We start from the raw sequence: 23,848 nt of genomic DNA on the forward strand, positions 1-23,848 counted from the left end.
GTTGCTCAATCGAGTGCCGCGTCGATGATCCGGCGGGGGTGGGTGAATATCTCGAAATCCTCCCCCCGGACCAGCGCAACAAGCGTCATGCCCGCCTCTTCAGCAGTCCGGATGGCGAGCGCCGTCGGAGCTGATATCGCAATCAGCACGGCGCTGCCGAGGATGGCGGCCTTCTGCACCATCTCGACCGACAAGCGGCTGGTGACCACCACCGCGCCTGCGCTGGCGTCGAGACCGGCACGAACGACCGCACCGCACAGCTTGTCCAGAGCATTGTGACGGCCGACATCCTCGCGCACGGCCGAAAGCCCCTTCCCCGGCAGGTAGAAGCCCGCCCCATGCACAGCCCGGGTCTCGCGATGCAGCGGCTGCGCGGCATTCAGCAGGGCGACAGCGCCGGTGACTTCGGCCATGGTCAGTGTCAGGCCGACACCCGAGATATCCGGTACCGGGCGCACAGCCTGCTCGATCGACTCGATGCCGCACAGGCCGCAGCCGACCGGGCCGGCCATGTGACGTTTGCGGCTGCGCAACGCGTCCGCTACAGCATCGACAAGCGTGATCTGCACGTCGATACCCTGCTCATCCTCTACAGCCTCGAGGGCGGCGATCTCGCCAACCGTGGTGACGATGCCCTCCGTCAGGCTGAAGCCGACAGCGAAATCCTCGAGATCGGCCGGTGTCGCCATCATCACCGCATGCGAGGAGCCACCATAGGAAAAGGCAATCGGCACCTCTTCAGGCACGCTGCGAAGGCTTCGCGCCATCTTGCCGTCGCGGCGCGCAAATCTCTCGACATGCGCAGTCGTCTCGAACTTGCTCACCGCTTTCCCATCAGCAAATCAGCTGCCCACCGTTGATCTCGATCACCTGGCCAGTTATGTAGCCGGATAAGGATGGTGCCGACAGGAACAGGTATGCCGGCGCGCAGTCCTCTGCCGTCCCTAGACGCTGCAAAGGGATCGTGCGTCGGGTCGCCTCGAGTTTTTCCTGGGACGAATAGCGCTCGTGGAATTCTGTCGTGATCGTCCCCGGCGACACGCAGTTGACGCGGATACCGTCCGGCGCCAGTTCCCGCGCCAAGGCCTTGGAATAGGTGGCAACGAAAGCCTTCGAGGCCGAATAGATTGCCGAACCCGGACTGCCTCCCGTCAGCGCGGAAATCGATACCGTGTTGACGATGGCCGCCTGCCCCGAGGCTCTCAGCAGCGGCAGCAGGCCTCGCGTGACCTCGACGACAGCTGTCTGGTTGAGCTGCACCACGGCCTGATATTGCGCGTCGGTGAGGTCGGCGGCCGGGTAGCGTCCGAGCATCGTCCCGGCGTTGTTGACGAGCACATCGACCGTGCCAGCATGTTCGCCAACGGCCTTGACGAAGGCAGACGTCCCATCGGCAGCACCGAAGTCGGCGGCAAAGATCACGGCACGCCCTGTATCTTTGGCGTCGCTGAGAAAAGCCGGCAACGGGCGGCTTTCATCCCGGCCGATATGCACCAGCACGCGCGCGCCACAGTCGAGAAACTGCCGCGCTACCTCAAGCCCGATCCCACGGCCCGCACCCGTCACGACAACGGTCCGGTTGGCAAACAAATTGGATTGAAACACTAGAATTCTCCCAGGCCCGATGGCTCCCATCCCGCTATCATAGGGTTTAGATCCACGAAGGAAAGCCGATTGGCGGGAGGTTTAGCGGAGAAATCGGTATCGGACGAACAAGCCGGTTCAAAAAATAAAAGCGGCCGAAGCCGCTTTGGAGATCTCGTCCTGACGCTCTGTATCAGTCGCGGATGACGCTACCCTGCAGATGCGAAAGTTCCATGATGAACTGCTCAAGCTTCGACTTGTGCTCGTGATGAACAGCATCGTTGAGTTCGGCCTGCGCCGCGTCGATACGACGGGTCAATTCATCGCGCTGCAGTTCGTCGACCGGAACGGCGGATTCGGCAAGCAGCGTGCACCCCGTCGGCAGGACGTCTGCAAAACCACCGAAAACCACATAGTCCTTCTTTGCGCCGCTGCTGGAGCGGACGCTGACCACACCTGGCTTGATGGTGGTCATGGTCGGCGCATGGTTTGCCATGACCGTCATCTCGCCTTCGCTCGCCGGAATGACGACAGCCGTCACCATTTCGGACAGCAGCAGCCGCTCGGGAGACACCAGTTCGAATTTGAAATCAGCCATGGACCGTCACTTCTCGATTGTCTTTGGTAAGGCAGTGGCGCTGGCAAAGCCTGGCGCCACCGACAAGCATCAAACGGCAGCAGCCAGCTTCTTTGCCTTTTCGACCGCTTCCTCGATGGTGCCGACCATGTAGAAGGCAGCTTCCGGGAGGTGGTCGTAATCGCCGTTCACGAGGCCCTTGAAGCCCTTGATCGTGTCTTCGAGCGCAACGAGCTTGCCCGGAGCGCCGGTGAAGACTTCGGCAACGAAGAACGGCTGCGAAAGGAACCGCTCGATCTTGCGGGCGCGGGCAACCGACAACTTGTCGTCTTCCGACAGTTCGTCCATGCCGAGGATGGCGATGATGTCCTGCAGGGCCTTGTAGCGCTGCAGGGTCGACTGAACCTTACGGGCAACTTCGTAGTGCTCTTCGCCGACGACCAGCGGGTCGAGCATGCGCGAGGTGGAGTCCAGCGGGTCGACGGCAGGATAGATGCCCTTTTCGGCGATCGAACGCGACAGGTTCGTCGTTGCGTCCAGATGGGCGAACGAGGTGGCCGGAGCCGGGTCGGTCAAGTCGTCGGCGGGGACGTAAATCGCCTGAACCGATGTGATCGAGCCCTTGGTCGTCGTGGTAATGCGCTCCTGCATCTGGCCCATGTCGGTGGCCAGAGTTGGCTGATAGCCCACGGCCGAAGGAATACGGCCCAGCAGAGCCGACAGTTCCGAACCAGCCTGCGTGAAGCGGAAAATGTTGTCGACGAAGAACAGAACGTCCTGTCCCTTGTCGCGGAAGTCTTCGGCGATCGTCAGGCCGGTGAGCGCAACGCGGGCGCGCGCACCTGGTGGCTCGTTCATCTGACCGTAGACGAGAGCTGCTTTCGAGCCTTCGCCGCCGCCCAGCTTGTTCACGCCGGATTCGATCATTTCGTGGTAAAGGTCGTTGCCTTCGCGGGTGCGTTCACCGACGCCGGCAAACACCGAGTAACCGCCGTGCGCCTTGGCGACGTTGTTGATCAATTCCATGATCAGAACGGTCTTGCCAACGCCGGCGCCGCCGAACAGGCCGATCTTGCCGCCCTTGGCATAAGGTGCGAGCAGGTCGACGACCTTGATGCCGGTAACGAGGATCTGCGCGTCGGTGGACTGCTCGATATAGGCAGGTGCTTCCTGGTGGATCGAACGCTTGGTCGCGGTGACCAGCGGACCTGCTTCGTCGACCGGCTCGCCGATGACGTTCATGATGCGGCCGAGCGTCTCGGGGCCGACCGGAACGGTGATCGGGGTGCCGGTGTCCGTGACGGTCTGTCCGCGAACGAGACCTTCGGTGGCGTCCATGGCGATCGTGCGGACGGCGTTTTCGCCGAGGTGCTGCGCGACTTCCAGAACAAGGCGGTTGCCGTTGTTCATGGTTTCCAGCGCATTCAGGATCTTCGGCAGTTCGCCGTCGAACACAACGTCAACGACGGGTCCGATGATCTGCGTGATCTTGCCGGTCGAACCGACTGCAGGCGTTGCTGCTGCGGGGGTAGCTGCCATAGCCATATTCTTACCCTCTTCCTAACCTCAGAGCGCTTCCGCGCCCGAAATGATTTCAATGAGTTCCTTGGTGATCTGCGCCTGACGCTGGCGGTTGTAGCTGAGCGTCAGTTTGTTGATCATCTCACCAGCGTTCCGGGTCGCGTTATCCATCGCGCTCATCTTCGCGCCCATCTCACCGGCAACGTTCTCGAGGAGCGCGCGGAAAACCTGGACGGAGATGTTGCGCGGGATCAGATCCGTCAGGATCGACGCGGCATCGGGTTCGTATTCGTAGATCGCATTCGCCTGGGTCGCTTCCGTCGCGACCGGTGCAGTCGGCACGATCGCCGGGATAAGCTGCAGCGCCGTCGGCACCTGCGATATCACGGACTTGAATTCGGAGTAGAACAGCGTGCAGACATCGAATTCGCCGGCATTGAACATCTCGACGATGCGCTTGCCGATTTCATCGGCATTGGCGAAGCCGATCTTCTTGACGTCGCGAAGTTCCTTGCGCTCGACGATCAGCGAAGCAAACTCGCGACGCAGGATGTCGTAACCCTTCTTGCCGACGGTAAAGATCTTGACCGTCTTGCCTTCGGCCAGCAGCCTGCGGGTATGATCGCGTGCAAATCGGGCGATCTGCGAATTGAAACCGCCGCAAAGACCGCGCTCGGCCGAGCAGACGACGAGCAAATGTACCTTGTCCTGACCGGTTCCACGCATCAGCGCGGGCGCCTCGTCACTGGTGCCGACCGCCTGCGTGATGTTTGCAAGCACGGCGCCCATGCGCTGCGAGTAAGGGCGGGCAGCCTCGGCCGCCTCCTGAGCACGCCGAAGCTTCGCCGCTGCGACCATCTTCATCGCTTTGGTGATCTTCTGCGTCGCCTTGACGGAGGCGATCCGGTTTTTCAGATCCTTAAGTGAAGGCATCCGTTATCCGTCCTAAAGTGATGCCTTGATCAGGCGAAAGACTTGCCGAAGGTATCGATGGCAGCCTGGAGCTTGCCCTTGATATCGTCGCTGATGGCCTTCTGGTCGCGAATGGCGTCAAGGATATCCTTGCCGTCAGACCGCAGATAAGACAGCAGGCCCTGCTCGAACTTGCCGATATCGCTGACAGCGACCTTGTCGAGATAGCCGTTCACACCGGCGAAGATCACCGCGACCTGCTCTTCCGTCTTCAGCGGCGAGAACTGCGGCTGCTTCAGGAGTTCGGTCAGGCGTGCGCCGCGGTTCAGGAGGCGCTGCGTCGAGGCGTCCAGATCCGAGCCGAACTGCGCGAAGGCAGCCATTTCGCGATACTGCGCAAGTTCGCCCTTGATCGAACCGGCAACCTGCTTCATCGCCTTGACCTGAGCGGCCGAACCGACGCGGGAAACCGACAGGCCGACGTTCACAGCAGGACGGATACCCTGGTAGAACAGATCGGTTTCAAGGAAGATCTGGCCGTCGGTGATCGAGATCACGTTGGTCGGAATGAAGGCCGAAACGTCGTTGCCCTGTGTTTCGATGACCGGCAGAGCCGTCAGCGAACCGGAGCCCTTTTCGTCGGAAAGCTTGGCAGCACGCTCGAGAAGACGCGAGTGCAGGTAGAAAACGTCGCCTGGGTAGGCCTCGCGGCCTGGCGGGCGGCGCAGCAGCAGAGACATCTGGCGGTAGGCGACGGCCTGCTTGGAAAGATCGTCATAGCCAATCAGAGCGTGCTGGCCGTTGTCGCGGAAGTATTCGCCCATGGCGCAACCGGCAAACGGTGCGAGGTACTGCATCGGCGCCGGGTCGGACGCGGTGGCAGCAACGATGATCGAGTACTTCAGCGCGCCGCGCTCTTCGAGCACCTTGACGAACTGGGCAACCGTCGAGCGCTTCTGGCCGATGGCGACGTAGACGCAATAGAGCTTTTCAGCATCAGGGCCGTTGTCGTGGATGGCCTTCTGATTGAGGATCGTGTCGAGAATGATGGCGGTCTTGCCGGTCTGGCGGTCACCGATGACAAGCTCGCGCTGGCCACGACCAACCGGGATCAGGGCATCGATGGCCTTGAGGCCGGTCGACATCGGCTCATGCACCGACTTGCGCGGGATGATGCCAGGAGCCTTGACGTCGACGCGCGAACGGCGGGTCGCGTTGATCGGGCCCTTGCCATCGATCGGATTGCCGAGTGCGTCAACGACGCGGCCGAGCAGTTCAGGACCGACCGGAACGTCGACGATGGCGCCGGTGCGCTTGACGATGTCGCCTTCCTTGATGTCACGGTCGGAACCGAAGATCACGACGCCGACATTGTCGGATTCGAGGTTGAGGGCCATGCCGCGAATTCCGCCGGGGAACTCGACCATTTCGCCGGCCTGGACGTTATCCAGACCGTAGACGCGGGCAATGCCGTCACCGACGGAGAGAACCTGGCCGACCTCGGAAACCTCAGCCTCCTGGCCAAAATTCTTGATCTGGTCTTTCAGAATTGCGGAAATTTCCGCGGCGCGGATATCCATCAGCCAACCTCTTTCAATGCAAGCTTAAGGGTAGAAAGTTTGGTGCGTAGCGACGTATCAATCTGTCGCGACCCCACTTTCACAATCAAACCACCAAGAATAGACGGGTCCACCGTTACGGCGACCGTGACTTCTTTACCGGTAACGCTCTTCAGCGCCACCTTCAATTCGTTTTCCTGCTCCGGCGTCAGCGCATGCGCGGAACTGACCTCGGCAGTGACTTCGCCACGCTGCTCGGCAGCGATCAGGCGGAAAGAGCGGATCATGCCCGGCAGCGCAAAGAGACGACGGTGACGCGCAACGACCTTCAGGAAGTTTGCGAAGAAACCGGTGATCCCAGCCTTGGCCGACAAAGCCTCGATGGCCTTGACCTGGTCTCCGGACGAGAAAACCGGACTGGCAACGAAACGCCGCAAGTCTTCGCTTTCGTCGAGCATGGCCTGGAAACGGTCGAGATCGGCAGTCACCTGGGCGATGGCGCCCTCGGCGAGCGCAAGCTCGAACAAAGACGATGCATATCGCTCTGCCACACCGGATATAGGATGGGATGTGTCTGCCACGGGCACAATTTTCCCTGATTTCAACCCTAAAGTTAGGATCCGGGCGTGCGGATGCCTAGGACTTTGAATTGGTTTTGATTTCCCCCAAGAAATCCGCGGGAGATGCCCCCGCTTCTTCCCATTTCCGAGCCCGTCTAACATAGGAAGTTGAGACTCGCAACACACCTCGGTCCCTATTGCGCCTTTCGCGGGGATTTCTGCCGCAAAAAGCCGAATTCTCCCCGCGACGAGTTGGCGCAGGTCAAATTCTGCTCAAATCCAGCCGAGAAAATAGATAATCGGCAAAGCTGCAAGAGCTACCTGGATGACAAGCATCACCAGGTTGACGACGACGTTTCCACGGTCCGACATCAGCGACAGCACCCTCCCGAATGCTGCAAGCGCGAAAGACGTGCCGAGGGCGAGATAAACCATGGGCTGTGCCAGAAGGATCGCCATCAGGCCGAAGCCGATATACGATCCGCCCATCGACCGGGCCTCCGCATAGGCGCCGAGGCGACCCTCGCGCGGCTGCAGACCGAGAATGCGATAGGCATATCCAGGCGCAAACATCATGAAGAGCCCGAGCAAGGCCGTAAAGGCAGCCGCGCAATAGGCGAGCTGTTCGCCCCGTTCAGTCGGAAAATAAAATTCCATCACCGTTCCCAAATCATCTGAAGCATTGCCGGCCTTATGGCACGAAGTCCGTGTCGAGGAAATATGGATGCCCCGCCCCATGGTTTTGGTAACCAATGCTGTCGGCAGCGGCTCGGTTTACAAAAAGCTCTGCGGGTCGATATCGAGTTGCACATGGACGGAGCCGCGCTCCTTCGGCCCTTGCGCCAGCAGGGTGCGCAAAAAACCCTGCATGTCCGAATTGCGCCGGCCGTGCACCAGGAGCCGGAACCGATGCCGGCCGCGCACCAGCGCCAGCGGCGCTTCCGCCGGCCCGAGAACGGCAATGCCCGGCACGTTGGGCGCGGCGTTGCGCATACCGCGCGCATGGGTTTCGGCATCCTGGCGCGTTTCGGCCGAGACGATGATCGAGGCAAGCCGTCCGAACGGCGGCAGCAGAGCTCTTTCCCGCTCCGAAATCTCGCGTTCGTAAAACGCAGCCGCGTCACCCGAGACGATCGCCTGCATGACGGGATGCTGCGGCTGGTAGGTCTGCAGCAGGCCATGGCTTTTCAGGCCGGTCCGACCGGCGCGGCCGGTGACCTGGCTCAGCAGCTGGAATGTCCGCTCGGCCGCCCGTGGGTCGCCATTGGCAAGCCCGATATCGGCATCGACGATACCGACCAGCGTCATCAGCGGGAAATTGTGGCCCTTCGCCACCAGCTGCGTGCCGATGACGATATCCGCCTCGCCATTGGCGATCGCCTCCAGCTCCAGCCGCAAGCGTTTGACGCCGCCGAGAATATCGGAGGACAGGACGATGGTCCTTGCATCCGGAAAATGCTTCTCCACCTCCTCGGCGACGCGCTCGACACCGGGTCCACAGGCCACGAGATGATCGAAGGTGCCGCACTCCGGGCAGGCTTCCGGCGTCCTCTCCGCATGGCCGCATTGGTGGCACTGCAACTGCTGGCGAAACCTGTGCTCGACCAGCCAGCTGGAGCATTGCGGGCACTGGAAGCGGTGTCCGCAGACGCGGCAGAGGGTCAGCGGCGCATAGCCGCGCCTGTTGAGGAACAGCAGCGCCTGGTGCCCGTCCGCGACCGTCTTTCCAACCGCACGCAACAGCACCGGCGACAGGAAACCGCCGCGATCTGGAGCATGCCGGCGCATATCGACGAGGTGAAGATCCGGCAACGCCGCATCGCCGAAGCGCGTCGGCAGGTGGATGGTGCTGTACCGGCCGCTCTGGCCGTTGACCTGGCTTTCGACCGATGGCGTCGCCGACACCAGCACCACGGGAAAATCGCCGATCCGGGCACGCACCACAGCCATGTCGCGGGCATTGTAGAAGACGCGGTCCTCCTGCTTGTAGGCAGGGTCGTGCTCTTCGTCGACAATGATCAGCCCGAGATCCTCGAACGGCAGGAACAGCGCCGAGCGCGCACCGGCGACCACGCGCACATCCCCCGTTACAGCTTGCCGCCAGACCTTTTCGCGCGTGCGCGGTGCGAGATCGGAATGCCATTCGGCGGGCTTCGATCCGAAGCGCTGCTGGAACCGCTCGAGAAAACTTGCTGTCAGGGCAATTTCCGGCAGCAGGATCAGCACCTGCCGTCCCTGCCGCAAAGTCTCGGCAATCGCCTCGAAATAGACCTCGGTCTTGCCGGACCCGGTGATCCCGTCGATCAGAGATACCGAGAACGTCGCGTTCCTGACCTCGTCGATCACCTCGACTGCCGCCTGCTTCTGCGGCCCCTCCAGCCGGGCAGCGACGAAATCCGGATCCGGCTTGGCAACGACAGGCGGCGGGGTGAGGAAGATGGTCTCGAAAACCCCCTGCTTTACCAGACCGTCGATCACGCTTGTCGACACGCCGGCAGCGTGCGCGAGGCCGCTACGCGTCCACGAAGGCGCGCCGACGGCCATTTCCAGCACGCGGCTTCTGGCCGGTGTCAGCCGGTCGGGTGCGCCGCCGACGAACTTGAGCCCCTCGACCATCGGCTCCGGATCGAAGGCAGCCGGCACGCGCAAGGCCATCCGCGCCACATGACCGGGTGGCGAAAGCGTGTAGGTCGCCACCCAGTCGATGAAGTCGCGCATTTCTTTCGCGAGCGGCGGGCAGTCGAAGACACGGGTGATCGGCCGCAGCTTCTTGGGGTCGACGCCGTTGTCATCGCCACCGTCCCAGACGACGCCGATCACCTGGCGCGGACCCAGCGGCACCTGCACGACCGAACCGGGCTCGACCGCCATACCCTCGGGCACGGCATAGGAATAGGGCCGAGGCGCAGGCATAGGCACCAGAACTGGCACAGTACGCGTCACCGGCGGCACCTTCGCAAGCGCGCCGAACAGATCGGAGGAATCGTTGTTCATTACGGCAGACCATGCCCGGAGTTGGAAAGAAATGAAACCGGCGAATGGTGCCGAATGATCACCAACTTGGGAATGTCGCGTCAGAGCGAATTCGCAACGAGCGGGCGCGGTGCCAGCTCGCTTGTCGGTGACGAAAGCGGCGTGAACTCGGCATCGGCGTCCGCCGCCATGTCATGCACCGTCAGCTTTTCCAGCGCCCTCGTCACTTCGTTGACATCGCCTTCCAGTTGGTCCGGGGATATCAGCTTGCCGACGCGGAAGTCGAAGCGGTCGCCGCGCTTGTTGAGCAGTTCGTAAAACACCGTCATGTCGCGGAGTTCGGTGGACCATTTGGCAAACCAGTAGAACAGGCCGGAATTGCGCGCCGACAGATGCACCGGCAGGATCGGCAGATTATATTTTCGTGCCAGCGCGACCGCCGACGTCTTCCACGGCCGCTCGTTCAGCTTGCCATTCGCCCAGTAGGCAATGCGACCGGAGGGAAACAGGACCATCGCCTTGCCTTCCTCGACCGTCTTGTTGGTAAGAACCAGCGTCTCGCGCGTCTTCAGCTTACTCTTGTATTCATCGCGCCATTCGACCGGAATGATCATCTCGGCAAAGCGCGGATTGACACGCACCGCGTCCCGATTGGCAAACACCATCATGTCCGGCCGGCGCGCCTTCATCAGGTCGAAGATCGCCACACCGTCGGCAATGCCGGTCGGATGGTTGCTCACCAGAATGAAGCCGCCGCTGGCCGGAATACGCTCGGCATTCTGGCAGCGGATGTCGAGCTGCAGCAGGTCGCTCATATATTCGAAGGACTGGAATCCGGGAAGCTTGGCGACATCGTCGGCAAAACGGATCGCCTTGTGATAGCGCAGCAGCACGTGCAGGAAGGGACGGATGAGCGGCCAGAAAGGGCTCTTGACGATCTTCTCGCCGCGCTCGGCGATCAGCGTATCGACGATATGGCCGGGCCTTCCCTGCGACACCAGGGCGATGGCGCCGGCAAGCTGTCCGAGGGTCGAGGTAGAATCGCGGCGCGTCATGGAAGGTCCTGCATGCTTATGTCGTGGTTATCGCGGCGTAAGATGATCGAAGCATGACACGCCAGCCGGAACGTTAGCGATTCCATAACTCTCATTGAGGCAAAGTGGCAGCCTAAAATTGGAATTCAAGAGGTTTACCGTGGGCGAGATCCTGATCATGGCCCATCCCCAGCTTCTGGACGAGCGCCAGAAATGGCTGGAGGCGCTCCGCAGCGAGCGCAGGCTATCCGCCCACACGCTGGATGCATATGAGCGCGATACACGCCAGTTCCTGTTTTTCCTCACTGGCCACCTTGCCGGCCCGACCACATTGAAGGACATCCAGGCCCTGCGCCCGGCCGATTTCCGCGCCTTTCTGGCGAACCGCCGCCGCGATGGCGCCGGTGCACGCTCGCTGGGCCGCAATCTCGCCGGATTGCGCTCTCTCCTGCGTTACCTGGAGAAAAAAGGGCTGGTGAACGCTGCCGGTGCCGCTGCCGTCCGCTCGCCGAAGCAACCGAAATCTCTGCCGAAGCCACTGTCCGACAGCCAGGCCATCAATGTCGTCAGCGACGAAGCCCAGATGCACGAGGAACCCTGGATCGCCGCGCGGGACGCCGCCGTGCTGACGCTGCTTTACGGCTGCGGGCTGCGCATCTCGGAAGCGCTCGATCTCATGCCGGACGATCTCCGCCCCGGCGCAACGTCGCTGCGCATCACCGGCAAGGGCAACAAGATGCGCATCGTGCCGCTGCTGGCAGTCGTCGTCGATGCCGTGGAGCGGTACAAGCAGCTCTGCCCCTACGATCTCGACCCGGCCCTGCCGCTGTTTCGCGGCGCTCGCGGCGGAAAGCTGCATCCCGGCCTTATCCAGCGCGGCATGCAGAAACTTCGCAGCGCTTTCAACTTGCCGGAAACGGCAACACCACATGCGCTGCGGCACTCGTTTGCCACCCATCTGCTGGCCGGCGGTGGCGATCTTCGCACCATCCAGGAGCTGCTCGGCCACGCCAGCCTGTCGACGACGCAGGTCTACACCGGCGTCGATTCCGCCCGCCTGCTCGAAGTCTATGACCGCGCCCATCCGCGGGCTTAAACTCCGGTTAACCGAATGCGTTAAGAGAATATCCGCTCCGCGCGGGGTAGAGCAGATGCAGATCCCGTCCGCTGAAAGATCGTCATGACATCAGTCTACCGCCAGAAGACCCGGCCCGCCATCCTTTCGACGCTCGGCAACGCCGGCTTCTGGGCGGCGGCGTCCCTGCCCCTTGCATTCGCCGTCACGCTGGTTGTCACGCTGGCTTCTTTTGCGCCCGCCCATGCCGCAGACGATGCGGCCTGCGGCGGCAGGAACCTGCTTGCCGAACTGCAGAAGAACGATCCGGCGAAATACGCGTCTTTCCTCGCTGACGGTGACAAGGTCGCGAACGGGCGCAGCATTTTCTGGAAGATTGAAAAGCCCGGAGTGAAGACCTCCTGGCTGCTCGGCACCATGCACGTCACCGATCCGCGCGTGCTGGTCATGCCGAAGGGCGCGGCGGAAGCGGACGCCAAGGCCGACACGATCATCGTCGAATCCGACGAAATACTCGATGAAAAGAAGGCGACGATGGCGATCCTCGCCCGCCCGGACCTCACCATGCTCGCCAACGGCGCGACGATCAATTCGCTGCTGCCGGCAGCCGACGCCGCCAAGCTCGAGGCCGGCCTTGCCAAACGCGGCATCACGCTGGGCGCGGTGTCGCATATGCAGCCATGGATGATCTCCAGCGTCGTCGCATTGCCGTCCTGCGAACTCTCGCGCAAAGCCAAGGGCGCACAGTTCCTCGACCAGAAGATCGCCAACGACGCAGCCGCAGCCGGCAAGCAGGTCAAGGGGCTGGAAACGCTCGTCGAGCAGCTTCAGGCCATGGCCGACCTGCCGGCCGCCTTCCACCTGAAGTCGCTGATCGAAACCCTGCAGCTCGGCGACAAGATGAACGACGTCGTCGAGACGATGACCGAACTCTATTTGTCCGGCAATGCCGGGGCGACGATGGCTATGCTGAAGGTCGTCACGCCCGATGGCGAAGACACCGATAGCGACGGCGATTACGCCTCCTTCGAGCAGCGCATCATCCTCGACCGCAACAAGGTCATGGCCGAGCGCGCCGCGCCGATCCTTGCCAACGGCAACGTCTTCATGGCCGTCGGCGCCCTGCACCTGTCAGGCGACCAGGGCCTGGTCGAACTGTTCCGCAAGCAGGGCTTTACGCTGACGGCGGTTGATTGATCTGGCGGCTCGAGGAGCGTCTCACCTAAGCAAATTTGCGGCCCCATAACACAGTTTTCGGCATGGGGGATAAATCCGGCGTGATTTATTTTTTCACGCAGTCAAATCAGGTTCTTACAGATTTTCGAGGCTTGTTTCATCCCCATACCTGCCGGTGGGCCTATACTGCAGAGGTCAAAGGAAGGGGAAGCCGGGTCGCGAACCGGTCGCTCCAACGGGACGATATCCGGTGTCCGATGATGGTTGGAAGCGATGATCACGAGGCGTTGGGCTGAGTGATCGGGATATCGGGTAGCGGAATTCGGACCCCCGTATCGATATCGTCAAATCGCAACCGATCGGCAGGCAGCCACACCCCGACACAAACAACACCAGCCACCCGGCTGCTTGCCATTTCCCCATCACGTTCGGCCATATCAGGCGCGACGCATTTTGGCATGCCTGCAGTTGGCTGGCATCGAAGCAAGCGCAGGAGCGCCAGGGCGAGAGGCCTTGGCGCTCCTTTCGATTTTACATATGGATCGGCTTGAAGGCGGCAGCCATGGCTGCTTCCTTGACGGCTTCCGACATAGTCGGATGGGCGTGGCAAACACGGCCGAGATCTTCTGCAGAGCCGCTGAAATCCATCAGCACGGCGATTTCATGGATCATGTCGCCGGCACCGAAGCCGATGATGTGGCCACCGAGGACCTTGTCGGTTTCCTTGTCGGCCAAAATCTTGACGAAGCCATCCGTTGCCAGCATGGCGCGGGCGCGGCCGTTGGCGCTGAACGGGAACTTGCCGACCTTGTAGGCGACGCCAGCGGCCTTGAGCTCTTCCTCTGTCTTGCCGACGGAAGCCACTTCCGGCTGGGTGTAGACGACGCTCGGGATGACGTCGTAGTTGACGTGGCCGGCCTGGCCAGCGAGAATTTCCGCCAGCGCGACGCCTTCGTCTTCCGCCTTGTGGGCGAGCATCGGACCCTTCACGACGTCGCCTATGGCATAGATGCCGGCTACGTTGGTCTTGAAGTGGTGGTCGATTTCAACGCGGCCTCTGTTGTCGAGCACGACGCCGGCTTCCTCGAGGCCGAGGTTGGCGGTGTACGGCTTGCGGCCGGTGGCAATCAGCACGACGTCAGCATCGAGCGAGGTCGCTTCACCGCCCTTGGCCGGCTCGAAGGTGACCTTGGCGCCCGTCGCCGACTTCTCGACGCCGGTAACCTTGGCGCCCAGGTGGAAGTCCATCCCCTGCTTGGCGAGCAGGCGGTGGAACTGCTTCGACACCTCGCCGTCCATGCCGCCGAGGATGGTGTCGAGATATTCGATGACCGTGACCTTGGCGCCGAGACGCGACCAGACGGATCCGAGTTCGAGACCGATGACACCGCCGCCGACGACGATCATCGTCGCCGGGACCTTCTCCAGCGCAATGCCGCCGGTGGATGAAATGATGATCTTCTCGTCGAGATCGACGTGGACGCCCGGAATGCCCGCAACGTCCGAGCCGGTGGCGATGACGATGTTCTTGCCTTCGATTTCCTGGACCTGGCCATCATCGCCGGTGACCGAAACCTTGCCGGCCGAGACGATCTTTCCTGAGCCGATGAAGCTGTCGATCTTGTTCTTCTTGAACAGGAACGCGACACCCTCGACGTTCGACTTCACGGTGGCATCCTTGTGAGCCATCATGTTGGGCAGGTTCAGGGTTGGAGCAGCGACCTCGATGCCGAGCGCTTCCATGCCGTGACCGGCCTGGTGGAACATCTCGGAGGCATGCAGCAGGGCCTTGGAGGGAATGCAGCCGATGTTGAGGCAGGTGCCACCAAACGTGGCGCGCTTCTCGATGACAGCGACCTTCATGCCCAGCTGTGCTGCCTTGATGGCGCAGACATAGCCGCCAGGGCCGGTTCCGATAACGATCACATCATAAGACATCGAGAATTCCTCTTGGATTTTTCCGGTTAGTCGGCGGCGCGCGCCAGGGCGAGACGAAGGCCGAAGCCGACCAAGGCCGCTCCGGTGATACGGTTGAACCATTTTCCGCCCGCAATGAAGCGGTCGCGGATCGGCTTGACGGTAAAGAATACCGAGACTGCGGCAAACCAGGCAACGAGCGCCGTCGCCATGCCGATGCCGTAGCTGAACTGGATGAGCGCAGGCGTGTCGTGGTGGACCAGGGTCGAAAACAGCGACAGGAAGAACAGCACTGGCTTAGGGTTCAGCGCATTGGTGATGAAGCCTGTTGCCAGGCATCGCCAGGCGGACACCGGCTTGCGGTCGTCTTCCGTCACCGCGATATCGGCAACCTTGAAACCCGGTTCCCGGAACGACTTGATGCCGAGATAGACGAGGTAGGCAACACCGGCCCATTTGATCACGCTGAACAGCAACAGCGATTTAGAGACGATCAGGCCGAGGCCGAGGATGGTGTAGCTGATGTGGAACAGCAGCGAAAAGCCCATGCCGACGCCGGTCATCATGGCAGCCCGACGGCCATGGACGACACTCTGGCGCAGCACGACGGCGAAATCGGCGCCGGGCACGACGATGAAGATGGAGAACACCGCCATCAGGCCCAGGAATTCGAACAGATATTGCATATTTGCCCCCCTCTCAGCGTCCGCCGCTGACGTCTAGGATGGCACCCGTAATATAGGAAGCCGACGGTGACAACAGGAACAACACCGCATCGGCAATCTCCTGCGCCTCGCCGGGCCGCTGCATCGGCACCAGATGGGCCAGATCCCGCGCCCGATCCGGAAGTCCGCCGGAAGCGTGGATCTCGGTGTCGATGATACCCGGACGCACAGCGTTCACCCGGATATTCTCTGCCGCAACTTCCTTGGCAAGGCCCGTCGTGAATGTGTCGATTGCACCCTTGGAGGCGGCATAGTCGACATACTGGCCCGGCGAGCCGAGCGTCGCTGCCACAGAGGAAATATTGACGATAGCACCGCCCTTGCCGCCATGCCGTGTCGACATCCGCCTGACGGCTTCGCCCGCACAAAAGATAGAGCCAGTGATGTTGATGCGAAACATCCGCTCGAGCCGGTCCCAGGACATCTCATCCACCCGCGCGGTCATGTCGACAACACCGGCATTATTGACCAGGCCGTCGATGCGGCCGAAATGAGTATCGACGACTGCATACATCGAGGCTATCCCGGCAGCACTTCCGACGTCTCCCTCGGCGATGACAGCCTGCCCGCCGTTGCTTGCAATCTCATCGACCACGGCTTCGGCCGCGCTTCGGTTCGTCGCGTAGTTGACGACCACGGCGAAACCCTGCTTCGCTGCGGAGAGCGCGATAGCTGCGCCTATTCCGCGGCTGCCGCCGGTGACGAGAAGCACGGGACGGTCGCTGCCCATATCACGTCACCAGAAAAGGCCGACGAACATCAGCACGAGACCGATGAACGACACCGTCCAGATCCACGAACGGTAAGGGCTGAGGCCCAGCATGTAGGCCGGGAGATATGCAAAACGTGCCCAGAACCACAGAGCGGTACCCCAAGATACCAGCGCATCGTCGTGATTGCCAAAGATCGCCACCACGCTGAGCGCGATGAAGATGGGATAGGTTTCCTGGAAATTGCGCAGCGCGCGCGTTGCCCGGCCCGTCAGGAGGTTGGGTTCCGGCTCGTCGTCGCGGGTCGAATTGGCCGCCTTGACGCCGATCTGCAGGCGAAACGCGGTTGCCTGCGCCGTTAGATAGGCGAAAGCCAGCGCCGCGCTCCAGAGCAGATAGGTGATTTGAAAGGACATTTAGACTTTCCGGAGGGCAAGCGGGCCGCCAGATGCGGCCCTGCTGTTCAGTTTTAGAGATCGAGAACGAGGCGTTCCGGATCTTCGAGGCTTTCCTTGACGCGGACCAGGAAGGTAACGGCTTCCTTGCCGTCGACCATGCGGTGATCGTAGGATAGGGCGAGATACATCATCGGGCGGATGACGATCTGGCCGCCGACGACGACCGGGCGCTCCTGGATCTTGTGCATGCCGAGAATACCGGACTGTGGTGCGTTGAGGATCGGCGAGGACATCAGCGAGCCGTAGACACCGCCGTTGGTGATGGTAAACGTGCCGCCCTGCATGTCCGCCATCGACAGCGTGCCATCGCGGGCAGCCTTGGCAAGACGGCCGAGGTCCTTCTCGATTTCCGCAACGGTCATCTGGTCGGCATCACGGATGACCGGAACGACGAGGCCCTTGTCTGTGCCGACGGCCATGCCGACGTGACAATAGTTCTTGTAGATGATGTCGGTGCCATCGATCTCGGCGTTGACGGCGGGCAGTTCCTTCAGGGCGTGGGTCACGGCCTTGGTGAAGAAGCCCATGAAGCCGAGCTTGACGCCGTGCTTCTTCTCGAAAATGTCCTTGTACTTCGTGCGGAGCGCCATGACAGCCGTCATGTCCACCTCGTTGTAGGTGGTCAGCATGGCAGCGGTGTTCTGCGCATCCTTGAGGCGACGGGCGATCGTCTGGCGCAGGCGGGTCATCTTGACGCGCTCTTCGCGCGGCGCATCCTCGACGGCAGTCGGTGCGCGCGGCGCGGCCTTGGCAGGCTCTGCAGCAGCAGGCGCCGAAAGGCCCTTGGCGACAGCAGCGATCACATCGCCCTTCAGGACTTGGCCACGCTTGCCGGAACCGTCAACCTGATCGGCAGCAACGTTATTTTCGGCCATCAGCTTTGCAGCAGCCGGAGCCGGTGGCATCGATGTCGGTGCGGCGGGAGCAGCCGGGGCAGAGACGGAAGCGACAGGTGCAGCGGCCGCAACAGGCTCGGCCTTGGCAGGGGCAGCAGCAGCCGGGGCGGCCGCAGCGCCAGCGCCGCCGGCAGAGATCTGACCGAGCAACGCGTTGAGACCGACCGTCTCGCCGGCCTGGGCAACGATTTCCGAAAGTGTGCCTGAAATCGGCGATGGCACTTCGATCGTCACCTTGTCGGTTTCGAGTTCGACAAGCGGCTCGTCGACCTTGATGACGTCGCCAACCTTCTTGAACCAGGTACCGACGGTCGCCTCGCTGACGGACTCGCCGAGGGTGGGTACGCGAATTTCAGTGGCCATGTTCAAATCCTGAATTTTGATCGTTATCGGTGGGACGGCGCTCCGGCAGCGGCCGAAGAGTGGTCTGACGGAGCCCGGCAGGCGACGTCTTCAATCGTATGCTGTGCGAAGGGGATATATCGAGACATCCCCTCCGCTTCGTTCTTAGCCGCCGAGCGCATCCTCGAGGAAGGCTGCCAGTTGCGCCAGATGCTTCGACATCAGGCCCGTTGCCGGCGATGCGGCGGCCGGACGGCCGGTGTAGCGGACGCGCTGGTACTTGGCGTCGATATGGGCAAGCACCCATTCCAGATAAGGATCGATGAACGACCAGGCGCCCATGTTCTTGGGCTCTTCCTGGCACCAGACCATTTCCGCGTTGCGGAAGCGGCTAAGTTCGTTGATCAGCGCCTTTGCCGGGAATGGATAAAGCTGTTCGATGCGCAGCAGGTAGACGTCGTCGACACCGCGCTTCTCGCGCTCTTCCAGAAGGTCATAGTAGACCTTGCCGGAGCAGATGACGACGCGACGGATCTTGGCGTCCTTCTGCAGCTTGATCGGTCCGTCCTTGATGACTTCGGCATCGTCCCACAGCAGGCGGTGGAAAGAGGATTCTCCGGCCATTTCGGCGAGGCCCGACACAGCCTTCTTGTGACGCAGAAGCGACTTCGGCGTCATCATGATCAGCGGCTTGCGGAAGTCGCGCTTCATCTGGCGACGCAGGATGTGGAAATAGTTAGCCGGCGTCGTAACGTTGGCGACCTGCATGTTGTCTTCTGCGCAAAGCTGTAGGAAGCGCTCCAGGCGTGCCGACGAATGCTCGGGGCCCTGACCTTCGTAGCCGTGCGGCAGCAGGCAGACCAGGCCCGACATGCGCAACCACTTGCGCTCGCCCGACGATACGAACTGGTCGAAGACCACCTGCGCACCGTTGGCGAAATCGCCGAACTGGGCTTCCCAAAGCGTCAGAGCATTCGGACGGGCCAGCGAGTAGCCATATTCGAAGCCGAGCACAGCCTCTTCCGAGAGCATCGAATTGATGACTTCGTAGCGTCCCTGGGTCGACGACAGGTTGGCAAGCGGCACGTAGCGCTGCTCGGTTTCCTGATCGTAGAGCACCGAGTGGCGCTGCGAGAACGTGCCGCGCTCGCAGTCCTGGCCGGAAAGGCGGATCTTCGTGCCCTCGACGCAAAGAGCGCCGAAAGCCAGCGCTTCTGCCATTGCCCAGTCGATGCCTTCGCCCGACGAGATCATGTTGGCGCGGTTTTCCATGAAGCGCTGGATCGTCCGGTGCGCGTTGAAGCCTTCGGGGATTTCGGACAGCTTGCGGCCGATATCCTTCAGCGTCTTCATCGGCACGGCTGTCTTGCCGCGGCGCTGTTCGTCTGCATTGTCTGCGGTCCGAAGGCCCGACCACTGGCCGTCCAGCCAGTCGGCCTTGTTCGGCTTGTAGTGCTGGCCGGCCTCGAACTCTTCCTCGAGATGCGCGCGCCAGTCGGCCTTCATCTTGTCGACGTCTTCCTGCGAGACGACGCCTTCTTCGATCAAGCGGGCCGAATAGAGCTGCAGGACAGACTGGTGACCACGGATCACCTTATACATCTTCGGCTGCGTGAAGGACGGTTCGTCGCCTTCGTTATGGCCGTAGCGACGGTAGCAGAACATGTCGAGGACGACAGGCTTGTGGAACTTCATGCGGAATTCGGTCGCGACCTTGGCCGCGTAGACGACGGCTTCCGGATCGTCACCGTTGGCGTGGAAGATCGGTGCCTCGATCATCTTGGCGACGTCGGACGGATAGGGCGACGAGCGCGAGTAGGCCGGATTGGTGGTGAAGCCGATCTGGTTGTTGATGATGACGTGCATGGTGCCGGCGACGCGGTGGCCGCGAAGACCGGAGAGGCCAAGGATTTCAGCAATCACACCCTGGCCGGCAAAGGCCGCATCGCCATGGATGAGCAGCGGCATGACCTTGGCGCGCTCGGAAAGCGGGATCGTGTCGCCTTCCCAGACGGTGGCGCCCATGTCCTGCTTGGCGCGGACCTTGCCCATGACGACAGGGTCGACGATTTCCAGGTGCGACGGGTTGGCCGTCAGCGAGACGTGGATCTTGTTGCCGTCGAAATCGCGGTCGGAGGAGGCACCGAGATGGTACTTCACGTCGCCGGAGCCTTCGACTTCGTCGGGCGCATAAGAGCCGCCCTTGAACTCGTGGAAGATGGCGCGGTGCGGCTTGCCCATGACCTGGGACAGCACGTTGAGGCGGCCGCGGTGGGCCATGCCGAACACGGCTTCGCGCACGCCGAGAGCGCCGCCGCTCTTCAGCATCTGCTCCAGCGCCGGGATCAGCGATTCACCGCCGTCGAGGCCGAAACGCTTTGTGCCCTTGAACTTGACATCGAGGAACTGCTCGTAGCCTTCGGCTTCGATGACCTTCTGCAGGATAGCCTTCTTGGCTTCCGGAGAAAACGCGACGCCCTTTTCCTTGCCTTCGATGCGTTCCTGAACCCAGGCTTTTTCTTCCGGGTTGGACATGTGCATGAATTCGACGCCGATCGTCGAGCAATAGGTGCGCTCGAGGATCTCGATCATTTCGCGGACCGAGGCGTATTCGAGGCCGAGAACGTTGTCGATGAAGATCTTGCGGTCGTAGTCGGCCTCGGTGAAGCCGTATGCTTCCGGCGACAGCTCGTGGTAGTCCTCGACCGGGGCAGCGATGCCGAGCGGATCAAGCTTGGCGTGCAGGTGGCCGCGCATCCGGTAGGCACGGATCATCATGATGGCGCGCACCGAGTCGCGGGTCGCCTGGATGATGTCGGCGCCGTCGGTCGGCTTGCCCGCTGCTTCCGCCTTGGCCTTGACCTTGGTCTCCACGACCTTTTCGATCACGCCCCAGTTGCCGTCAAGCGCCGAGACCAGATCGCCACCGGCCGCAATTGGCCAGTTCTTGCGCTGCCACGAGGCGCCCTTGGCTGCCCGCTTCACGTCGCCCGGATTATCGTCCAGCGCCTTGAAGAAGGACTGCCATTCGTCGGAAACCGACGACGCGTCCTGCTCGTAGCGCGCATAGAGTTGCTCGATATAGGCCGCGTTGGCGCCGTCGAGGAACGACGTGATCTGAAATTGCTCGTTGGCTTCTTGTCTTGCCATGGTGATCTGCGGACGCTGGTCCGCCTCCCGACTTGAATGGATTGCCGGTCATTTCCGGCGGCCGCATTTCAATTTTCATCCGCCAGTGGCGGCAGTCATTTCGGGCAGATGCCCTGAAATCGAAATGGGCAGGGGCTGATGTCCCTGCCCTTCTATATCGGATCAGCCCTTGAGGACTTCAACCAGCGTCTTGCCGAGGCGGGCCGGAGACGGCGATACACGGATGCCTGCGGCTTCCATCGCAGCGATCTTGTCTTCCGCGCCACCCTTGCCGCCAGAGATCACGGCGCCGGCATGGCCCATGGTGCGTCCGGGAGGGGCCGTGCGGCCAGCGATGAAGCCGACCATTGGCTTGGAGCGACCACGCTTGGCCTCGTCCTTGATGAACTGCGCCGCGTCCTCTTCAGCCGAACCGCCGATTTCGCCGATCATGATGATCGACTTGGTTTCTTCGTCTGCGAGGAACATTTCCAGGATGTCGATGAACTCGGTGCCCTTGACCGGGTCGCCACCGATGCCGACAGCCGTGGTCTGGCCGAGGCCTTCGTTGGTCGTCTGGAAAACGGCTTCGTAGGTCAGCGTGCCGGAGCGCGACAGGACGCCGACGGAGCCCTTCTTGAAGATCGAGCCCGGCATGATGCCGATCTTGCATTCGTCAGGCGTCATCACGCCTGGGCAGTTCGGGCCGATGAGGCGCGACTTGGAGGCGTCGAGGCGAGCCTTGACCTTGATCATGTCGGCAACCGGGATGCCCTCCGTGATGCAGACGATCAGCGGGATCTCGGCTTCGATGGCTTCGAGGATGGCCGCGGCAGCGCCGGCTGGCGGCACGTAGATGACCGATGCGTCGGCGCCAGTTGCTTCCTTGCCTTCGGCAACGGTTGCAAAAATCGGCAGGGATTCGCCGGCCGAACCGCTCCAGGTCTCGCCACCCTTCTTCGGGTTGATACCGCCGACCATCTTGGTGCCGTGGTAGGCGAGCGCCTGTTCCGTGTGGAACGTGCCGGTCTTGCCGGTCAGACCCTGAACCAGGATCTTGGTGTCTTTGTTAATCAGAATGGACATCAGTTGTCTTCCTCTTCCTCGAACTCGAGGGGATCGAATGCTTCAAAGGCGTCATTGGAAAAGCGGTAGCCTTTGCCGGCGGCCGACTTTTGCGTCAGGTGCGCTTCGAGGTTCTTGGACCACTGGGTACGGAACCAGTCATAGTGCTGGTCGACCTGGGAAATGCCCAGCTCGCCCTTCCAGACGAAGAGGTCTGCATCCTTGATCTTCTCGGCAAAGTAGGCCTGCGCGTCATCGTTGTGCGTGAAATGCGCCCAACGCTCGGCCGTGCCGTCTTCGCTGTCGTATTCGCTGTCCCAGCAGACGAAGTAGCACAGATTGGCATCTGTCTCGTTCGGGCCGAAAGGCTGGCGATTGGGGTTCTTCGGGGATTTGGCCATGGTTTTAAGCTGCTTTCACGGCTGCGACGATCTTCTGGGCGGCATCGTCCAGGTCGTCGGCGGAAATGACATTGAGACCGCTCTCGTTGATGATCTTCTTGCCAAGCGCAACGTTGGTGCCTTCGAGGCGGACAACGAGCGGGACCTGCAGACCGACTTCCTTGACGGCAGCCAGAACGCCTTCGGCAATGACATCACACTTCATGATGCCGCCGAAGATGTTGACCAGGATGCCCTTCACGGCAGGATCGGCCGTGATGATCTTGAAGGCTGCCGTAACCTTTTCCTTCGTCGCGCCACCGCCGACGTCGAGGAAGTTGGCAGGCTCTGCGCCATACAATTTGATGATGTCCATGGTGGCCATGGCGAGACCGGCGCCATTGACCATGCAGCCGATGTTACCATCAAGGGCAACGTAGGCCAGATCGTACTTGGAAGCGGCGATTTCCTTCTCGTCTTCCTCGCTGGTGTCGCGCAGCGCAACGATGTCTTCATGGCGGAACAGCGCGTTGCCGTCGAACGATACCTTGGCGTCGAGGACGCGCAGGCGGCCGTTGGTCATGACGATCAGCGGGTTGACTTCGAGCAGGGCCATGTCGGTTTCGACGAAGGCCTTGTAGAGGATCGGGAACAGCTTTTCAGCGTCCTGGCGAGCTTCGCCTTCGAGCTTCAGCGCATCGCTGAGCTTGGCGACGTCTGCCGCCGTGACGCCCGTCGTCGGATTGATTGCGACGTTGATGATCTTTTCCGGCGTGTCGTGGGCGACGGTCTCGATGTCCATGCCGCCTTCGGTCGAAACGACGAAGGAGACCTGGCCAACGGCACGGTCGACCAGGATGGAGAGGTAAAGCTCGCGGTCGATGTCGGCGCCGTCTTCGATGTAGAGGCGATTGACCTGCTTGCCGGCTTCACCGGTTTGGGCTGTCACCAGCGTGTTGCCGAGCATGTCCTTGACGAAAGCCTGGACTTCCTCGAGCGACTTTGCGAGACGAACGCCGCCCTTGGCTTCCGGCGGCAGTTCCTTGAACTTGCCCTTGCCGCGACCGCCGGCATGGATCTGGCTCTTGACGACGTAGAGCGGGCCCGGAAGCTGCTTGACGGCTGCCTCGGCTTCCGATGCGTTGAAGATGGCAACACCTTCTGCCACCGGTGCACCAAAGCTCTTCAGCAGAGCCTTGGCCTGATATTCATGAATATTCATGGATCTATCCCTATTGGAACGCGACGCTTATTT

General features: G+C 61.6%; 21 protein-coding genes. 2 read left to right on the plus strand and 19 right to left on the minus strand.

All coding sequences use genetic code 11. From position 1 onward, the window contains the following. Positions 1 to 5: 5 nt before the first annotated feature. The 10 genes from fdhD to J5274_RS02110 form a co-directional block, all read right to left on the minus strand. The gene (fdhD, locus tag J5274_RS02065) at positions 6 to 767 is read right to left on the minus strand and encodes a formate dehydrogenase accessory sulfurtransferase FdhD (protein WP_219274930.1); all 762 of its coding nucleotides are present in this window, start codon (positions 765 to 767) and stop codon (positions 6 to 8) included. Positions 768 to 834: 67 nt separating this feature from the next. Next, positions 835 to 1,605, minus strand: a complete 771-nt coding sequence (locus J5274_RS02070) for an SDR family NAD(P)-dependent oxidoreductase (RefSeq protein ID WP_142828792.1) — start codon at positions 1,603 to 1,605, stop codon at positions 835 to 837. Between the two features lie 172 nt (positions 1,606 to 1,777). Continuing rightward, positions 1,778 to 2,182 carry a F0F1 ATP synthase subunit epsilon gene (locus J5274_RS02075; RefSeq protein ID WP_142824731.1) on the minus strand — a complete coding sequence of 135 codons (405 nt, stop codon included), beginning with the start codon at positions 2,180 to 2,182 and terminating at the stop codon, positions 1,778 to 1,780. Between the two features lie 69 nt (positions 2,183 to 2,251). Continuing rightward, complete coding sequence (atpD, locus tag J5274_RS02080) at positions 2,252 to 3,706, minus strand: F0F1 ATP synthase subunit beta (RefSeq protein WP_142824730.1); 1,455 nt, start codon at positions 3,704 to 3,706, stop codon at positions 2,252 to 2,254. A gap of 21 nt (positions 3,707 to 3,727) precedes the next feature. Then, positions 3,728 to 4,615: a F0F1 ATP synthase subunit gamma gene (locus tag J5274_RS02085; protein ID WP_142824729.1), complete on the minus strand. Its 888-nt coding sequence runs from the start codon at positions 4,613 to 4,615 to the stop codon at positions 3,728 to 3,730. A 29-nt stretch (positions 4,616 to 4,644) separates the two neighbouring features. Next, complete coding sequence (atpA, locus tag J5274_RS02090; RefSeq protein WP_142824728.1) at positions 4,645 to 6,174, minus strand: F0F1 ATP synthase subunit alpha; 1,530 nt, start codon at positions 6,172 to 6,174, stop codon at positions 4,645 to 4,647. Next, on the minus strand, positions 6,174 to 6,740 hold the full coding sequence (locus J5274_RS02095) for a F0F1 ATP synthase subunit delta (protein WP_202617160.1): 567 nt from the start codon (positions 6,738 to 6,740) through the stop codon (positions 6,174 to 6,176). Before J5274_RS02095 ends, atpA begins: the two co-directional genes overlap by 1 nt. Positions 6,741 to 6,986: 246 nt before the next feature. Then, positions 6,987 to 7,370 (minus strand): DUF4345 domain-containing protein, encoded by a 384-nt coding sequence (locus J5274_RS02100; protein ID WP_142824726.1) that lies wholly within the window; start codon positions 7,368 to 7,370, stop codon positions 6,987 to 6,989. Positions 7,371 to 7,487: 117 nt separating this feature from the next. Further along, positions 7,488 to 9,707, minus strand: a complete 2,220-nt coding sequence (locus tag J5274_RS02105) for a primosomal protein N' (RefSeq protein ID WP_142824725.1) — start codon at positions 9,705 to 9,707, stop codon at positions 7,488 to 7,490. A gap of 80 nt (positions 9,708 to 9,787) precedes the next feature. Continuing rightward, a complete protein-coding gene (locus tag J5274_RS02110; RefSeq protein WP_142824724.1) occupies positions 9,788 to 10,741 on the minus strand; it encodes a GNAT family N-acetyltransferase in 954 nt (317 codons plus the stop codon). Positions 10,742 to 10,880: 139 nt separating this feature from the next. Here J5274_RS02110 and J5274_RS02115 point away from each other — a divergent pair, with 139 nt between their 5' ends. Both J5274_RS02115 and J5274_RS02120 read left to right on the plus strand, forming a co-directional pair. Then, on the plus strand, positions 10,881 to 11,816 hold the full coding sequence (locus tag J5274_RS02115) for a tyrosine recombinase XerC (RefSeq protein ID WP_142824723.1): 936 nt from the start codon (positions 10,881 to 10,883) through the stop codon (positions 11,814 to 11,816). Positions 11,817 to 11,900: 84 nt separating this feature from the next. Continuing rightward, positions 11,901 to 12,992 (plus strand): TraB/GumN family protein, encoded by a 1,092-nt coding sequence (locus J5274_RS02120; protein WP_142824722.1) that lies wholly within the window; start codon positions 11,901 to 11,903, stop codon positions 12,990 to 12,992. A 510-nt stretch (positions 12,993 to 13,502) separates the two neighbouring features. On the opposite strand, the gene lpdA is transcribed toward J5274_RS02120, so the two are convergent. The 9 genes from lpdA to sucC form a co-directional block, all read right to left on the minus strand. Beyond that, positions 13,503 to 14,909, minus strand: a complete 1,407-nt coding sequence (gene lpdA / locus J5274_RS02125) for a dihydrolipoyl dehydrogenase (protein ID WP_142824721.1) — start codon at positions 14,907 to 14,909, stop codon at positions 13,503 to 13,505. A 26-nt stretch (positions 14,910 to 14,935) separates the two neighbouring features. After that, entirely contained in the window at positions 14,936 to 15,574 is a 639-nt protein-coding gene (locus J5274_RS02130) for a LysE family translocator (protein ID WP_142824720.1), read from the minus strand. Between the two features lie 13 nt (positions 15,575 to 15,587). Beyond that, a complete protein-coding gene (locus J5274_RS02135; RefSeq protein WP_142824719.1) occupies positions 15,588 to 16,343 on the minus strand; it encodes an SDR family oxidoreductase in 756 nt (251 codons plus the stop codon). A 6-nt stretch (positions 16,344 to 16,349) separates the two neighbouring features. Beyond that, on the minus strand, positions 16,350 to 16,739 hold the full coding sequence (locus tag J5274_RS02140) for an MAPEG family protein (RefSeq protein WP_142824718.1): 390 nt from the start codon (positions 16,737 to 16,739) through the stop codon (positions 16,350 to 16,352). A gap of 53 nt (positions 16,740 to 16,792) precedes the next feature. Then, positions 16,793 to 18,040: a 2-oxoglutarate dehydrogenase complex dihydrolipoyllysine-residue succinyltransferase gene (gene odhB, locus J5274_RS02145; RefSeq protein ID WP_142824717.1), complete on the minus strand. Its 1,248-nt coding sequence runs from the start codon at positions 18,038 to 18,040 to the stop codon at positions 16,793 to 16,795. Positions 18,041 to 18,184: 144 nt separating this feature from the next. Next, entirely contained in the window at positions 18,185 to 21,169 is a 2,985-nt protein-coding gene (locus J5274_RS02150; RefSeq protein ID WP_142824716.1) for a 2-oxoglutarate dehydrogenase E1 component, read from the minus strand. 162 nt (positions 21,170 to 21,331) lie between these two features. Next, positions 21,332 to 22,234, minus strand: coding sequence for a succinate--CoA ligase subunit alpha (sucD, locus tag J5274_RS02155; protein ID WP_142824715.1), 903 nt, complete (start codon positions 22,232 to 22,234; stop codon positions 21,332 to 21,334). Next, on the minus strand, positions 22,234 to 22,614 hold the full coding sequence (locus tag J5274_RS02160; RefSeq protein WP_142824714.1) for a hypothetical protein: 381 nt from the start codon (positions 22,612 to 22,614) through the stop codon (positions 22,234 to 22,236). The genes sucD and J5274_RS02160 overlap by 1 nt, the downstream gene beginning before the upstream one ends. A 4-nt stretch (positions 22,615 to 22,618) precedes the next feature. Continuing rightward, the gene (gene sucC, locus J5274_RS02165; RefSeq protein ID WP_142824713.1) at positions 22,619 to 23,815 is read right to left on the minus strand and encodes an ADP-forming succinate--CoA ligase subunit beta; all 1,197 of its coding nucleotides are present in this window, start codon (positions 23,813 to 23,815) and stop codon (positions 22,619 to 22,621) included. Positions 23,816 to 23,848 lie beyond the last annotated feature (33 nt).

The organism is Rhizobium sp. L51/94 (genome assembly GCF_019355555.1).
GTDB classification, from domain to species: domain Bacteria; phylum Pseudomonadota; class Alphaproteobacteria; order Rhizobiales; family Rhizobiaceae; genus Rhizobium; species Rhizobium rhododendri.

Bases quoted from the DNA above. Each gene is read 5' to 3' on its own strand.
- sucC (WP_142824713.1), bottom strand. From the start codon at position 23,815: ATGAATATTCATGAATATCAGGCCAAGGCTCTGCTGAAGAGCTTTGGT.
- J5274_RS02140 (WP_142824718.1), bottom strand. From the start codon at position 16,739: ATGTCCTTTCAAATCACCTATCTGCTCTGGAGCGCGGCGCTGGCTTTC.
- J5274_RS02085 (WP_142824729.1), bottom strand. From the start codon at position 4,615: ATGCCTTCACTTAAGGATCTGAAAAACCGGATCGCCTCCGTCAAGGCG.
- sucD (WP_142824715.1), bottom strand. From the start codon at position 22,234: ATGTCCATTCTGATTAACAAAGACACCAAGATCCTGGTTCAGGGTCTG.
- J5274_RS02135 (WP_142824719.1), bottom strand. From the start codon at position 16,343: ATGGGCAGCGACCGTCCCGTGCTTCTCGTCACCGGCGGCAGCCGCGGA.
- J5274_RS02110 (WP_142824724.1), bottom strand. From the start codon at position 10,741: ATGACGCGCCGCGATTCTACCTCGACCCTCGGACAGCTTGCCGGCGCC.
- J5274_RS02105 (WP_142824725.1), bottom strand. From the start codon at position 9,707: ATGAACAACGATTCCTCCGATCTGTTCGGCGCGCTTGCGAAGGTGCCG.
- J5274_RS02120 (WP_142824722.1), top strand. From the start codon at position 11,901: ATGACATCAGTCTACCGCCAGAAGACCCGGCCCGCCATCCTTTCGACG.
- J5274_RS02160 (WP_142824714.1), bottom strand. From the start codon at position 22,614: ATGGCCAAATCCCCGAAGAACCCCAATCGCCAGCCTTTCGGCCCGAAC.
- J5274_RS02150 (WP_142824716.1), bottom strand. From the start codon at position 21,169: ATGGCAAGACAAGAAGCCAACGAGCAATTTCAGATCACGTCGTTCCTC.
- odhB (WP_142824717.1), bottom strand. From the start codon at position 18,040: ATGGCCACTGAAATTCGCGTACCCACCCTCGGCGAGTCCGTCAGCGAG.
- atpD (WP_142824730.1), bottom strand. From the start codon at position 3,706: ATGGCTATGGCAGCTACCCCCGCAGCAGCAACGCCTGCAGTCGGTTCG.
- fdhD (WP_219274930.1), bottom strand. From the start codon at position 767: ATGGCGCGAAGCCTTCGCAGCGTGCCTGAAGAGGTGCCGATTGCCTTT.
- J5274_RS02130 (WP_142824720.1), bottom strand. From the start codon at position 15,574: ATGCAATATCTGTTCGAATTCCTGGGCCTGATGGCGGTGTTCTCCATC.
- lpdA (WP_142824721.1), bottom strand. From the start codon at position 14,909: ATGTCTTATGATGTGATCGTTATCGGAACCGGCCCTGGCGGCTATGTC.
- atpA (WP_142824728.1), bottom strand. From the start codon at position 6,174: ATGGATATCCGCGCCGCGGAAATTTCCGCAATTCTGAAAGACCAGATC.
- J5274_RS02075 (WP_142824731.1), bottom strand. From the start codon at position 2,182: ATGGCTGATTTCAAATTCGAACTGGTGTCTCCCGAGCGGCTGCTGCTG.
- J5274_RS02100 (WP_142824726.1), bottom strand. From the start codon at position 7,370: ATGGAATTTTATTTTCCGACTGAACGGGGCGAACAGCTCGCCTATTGC.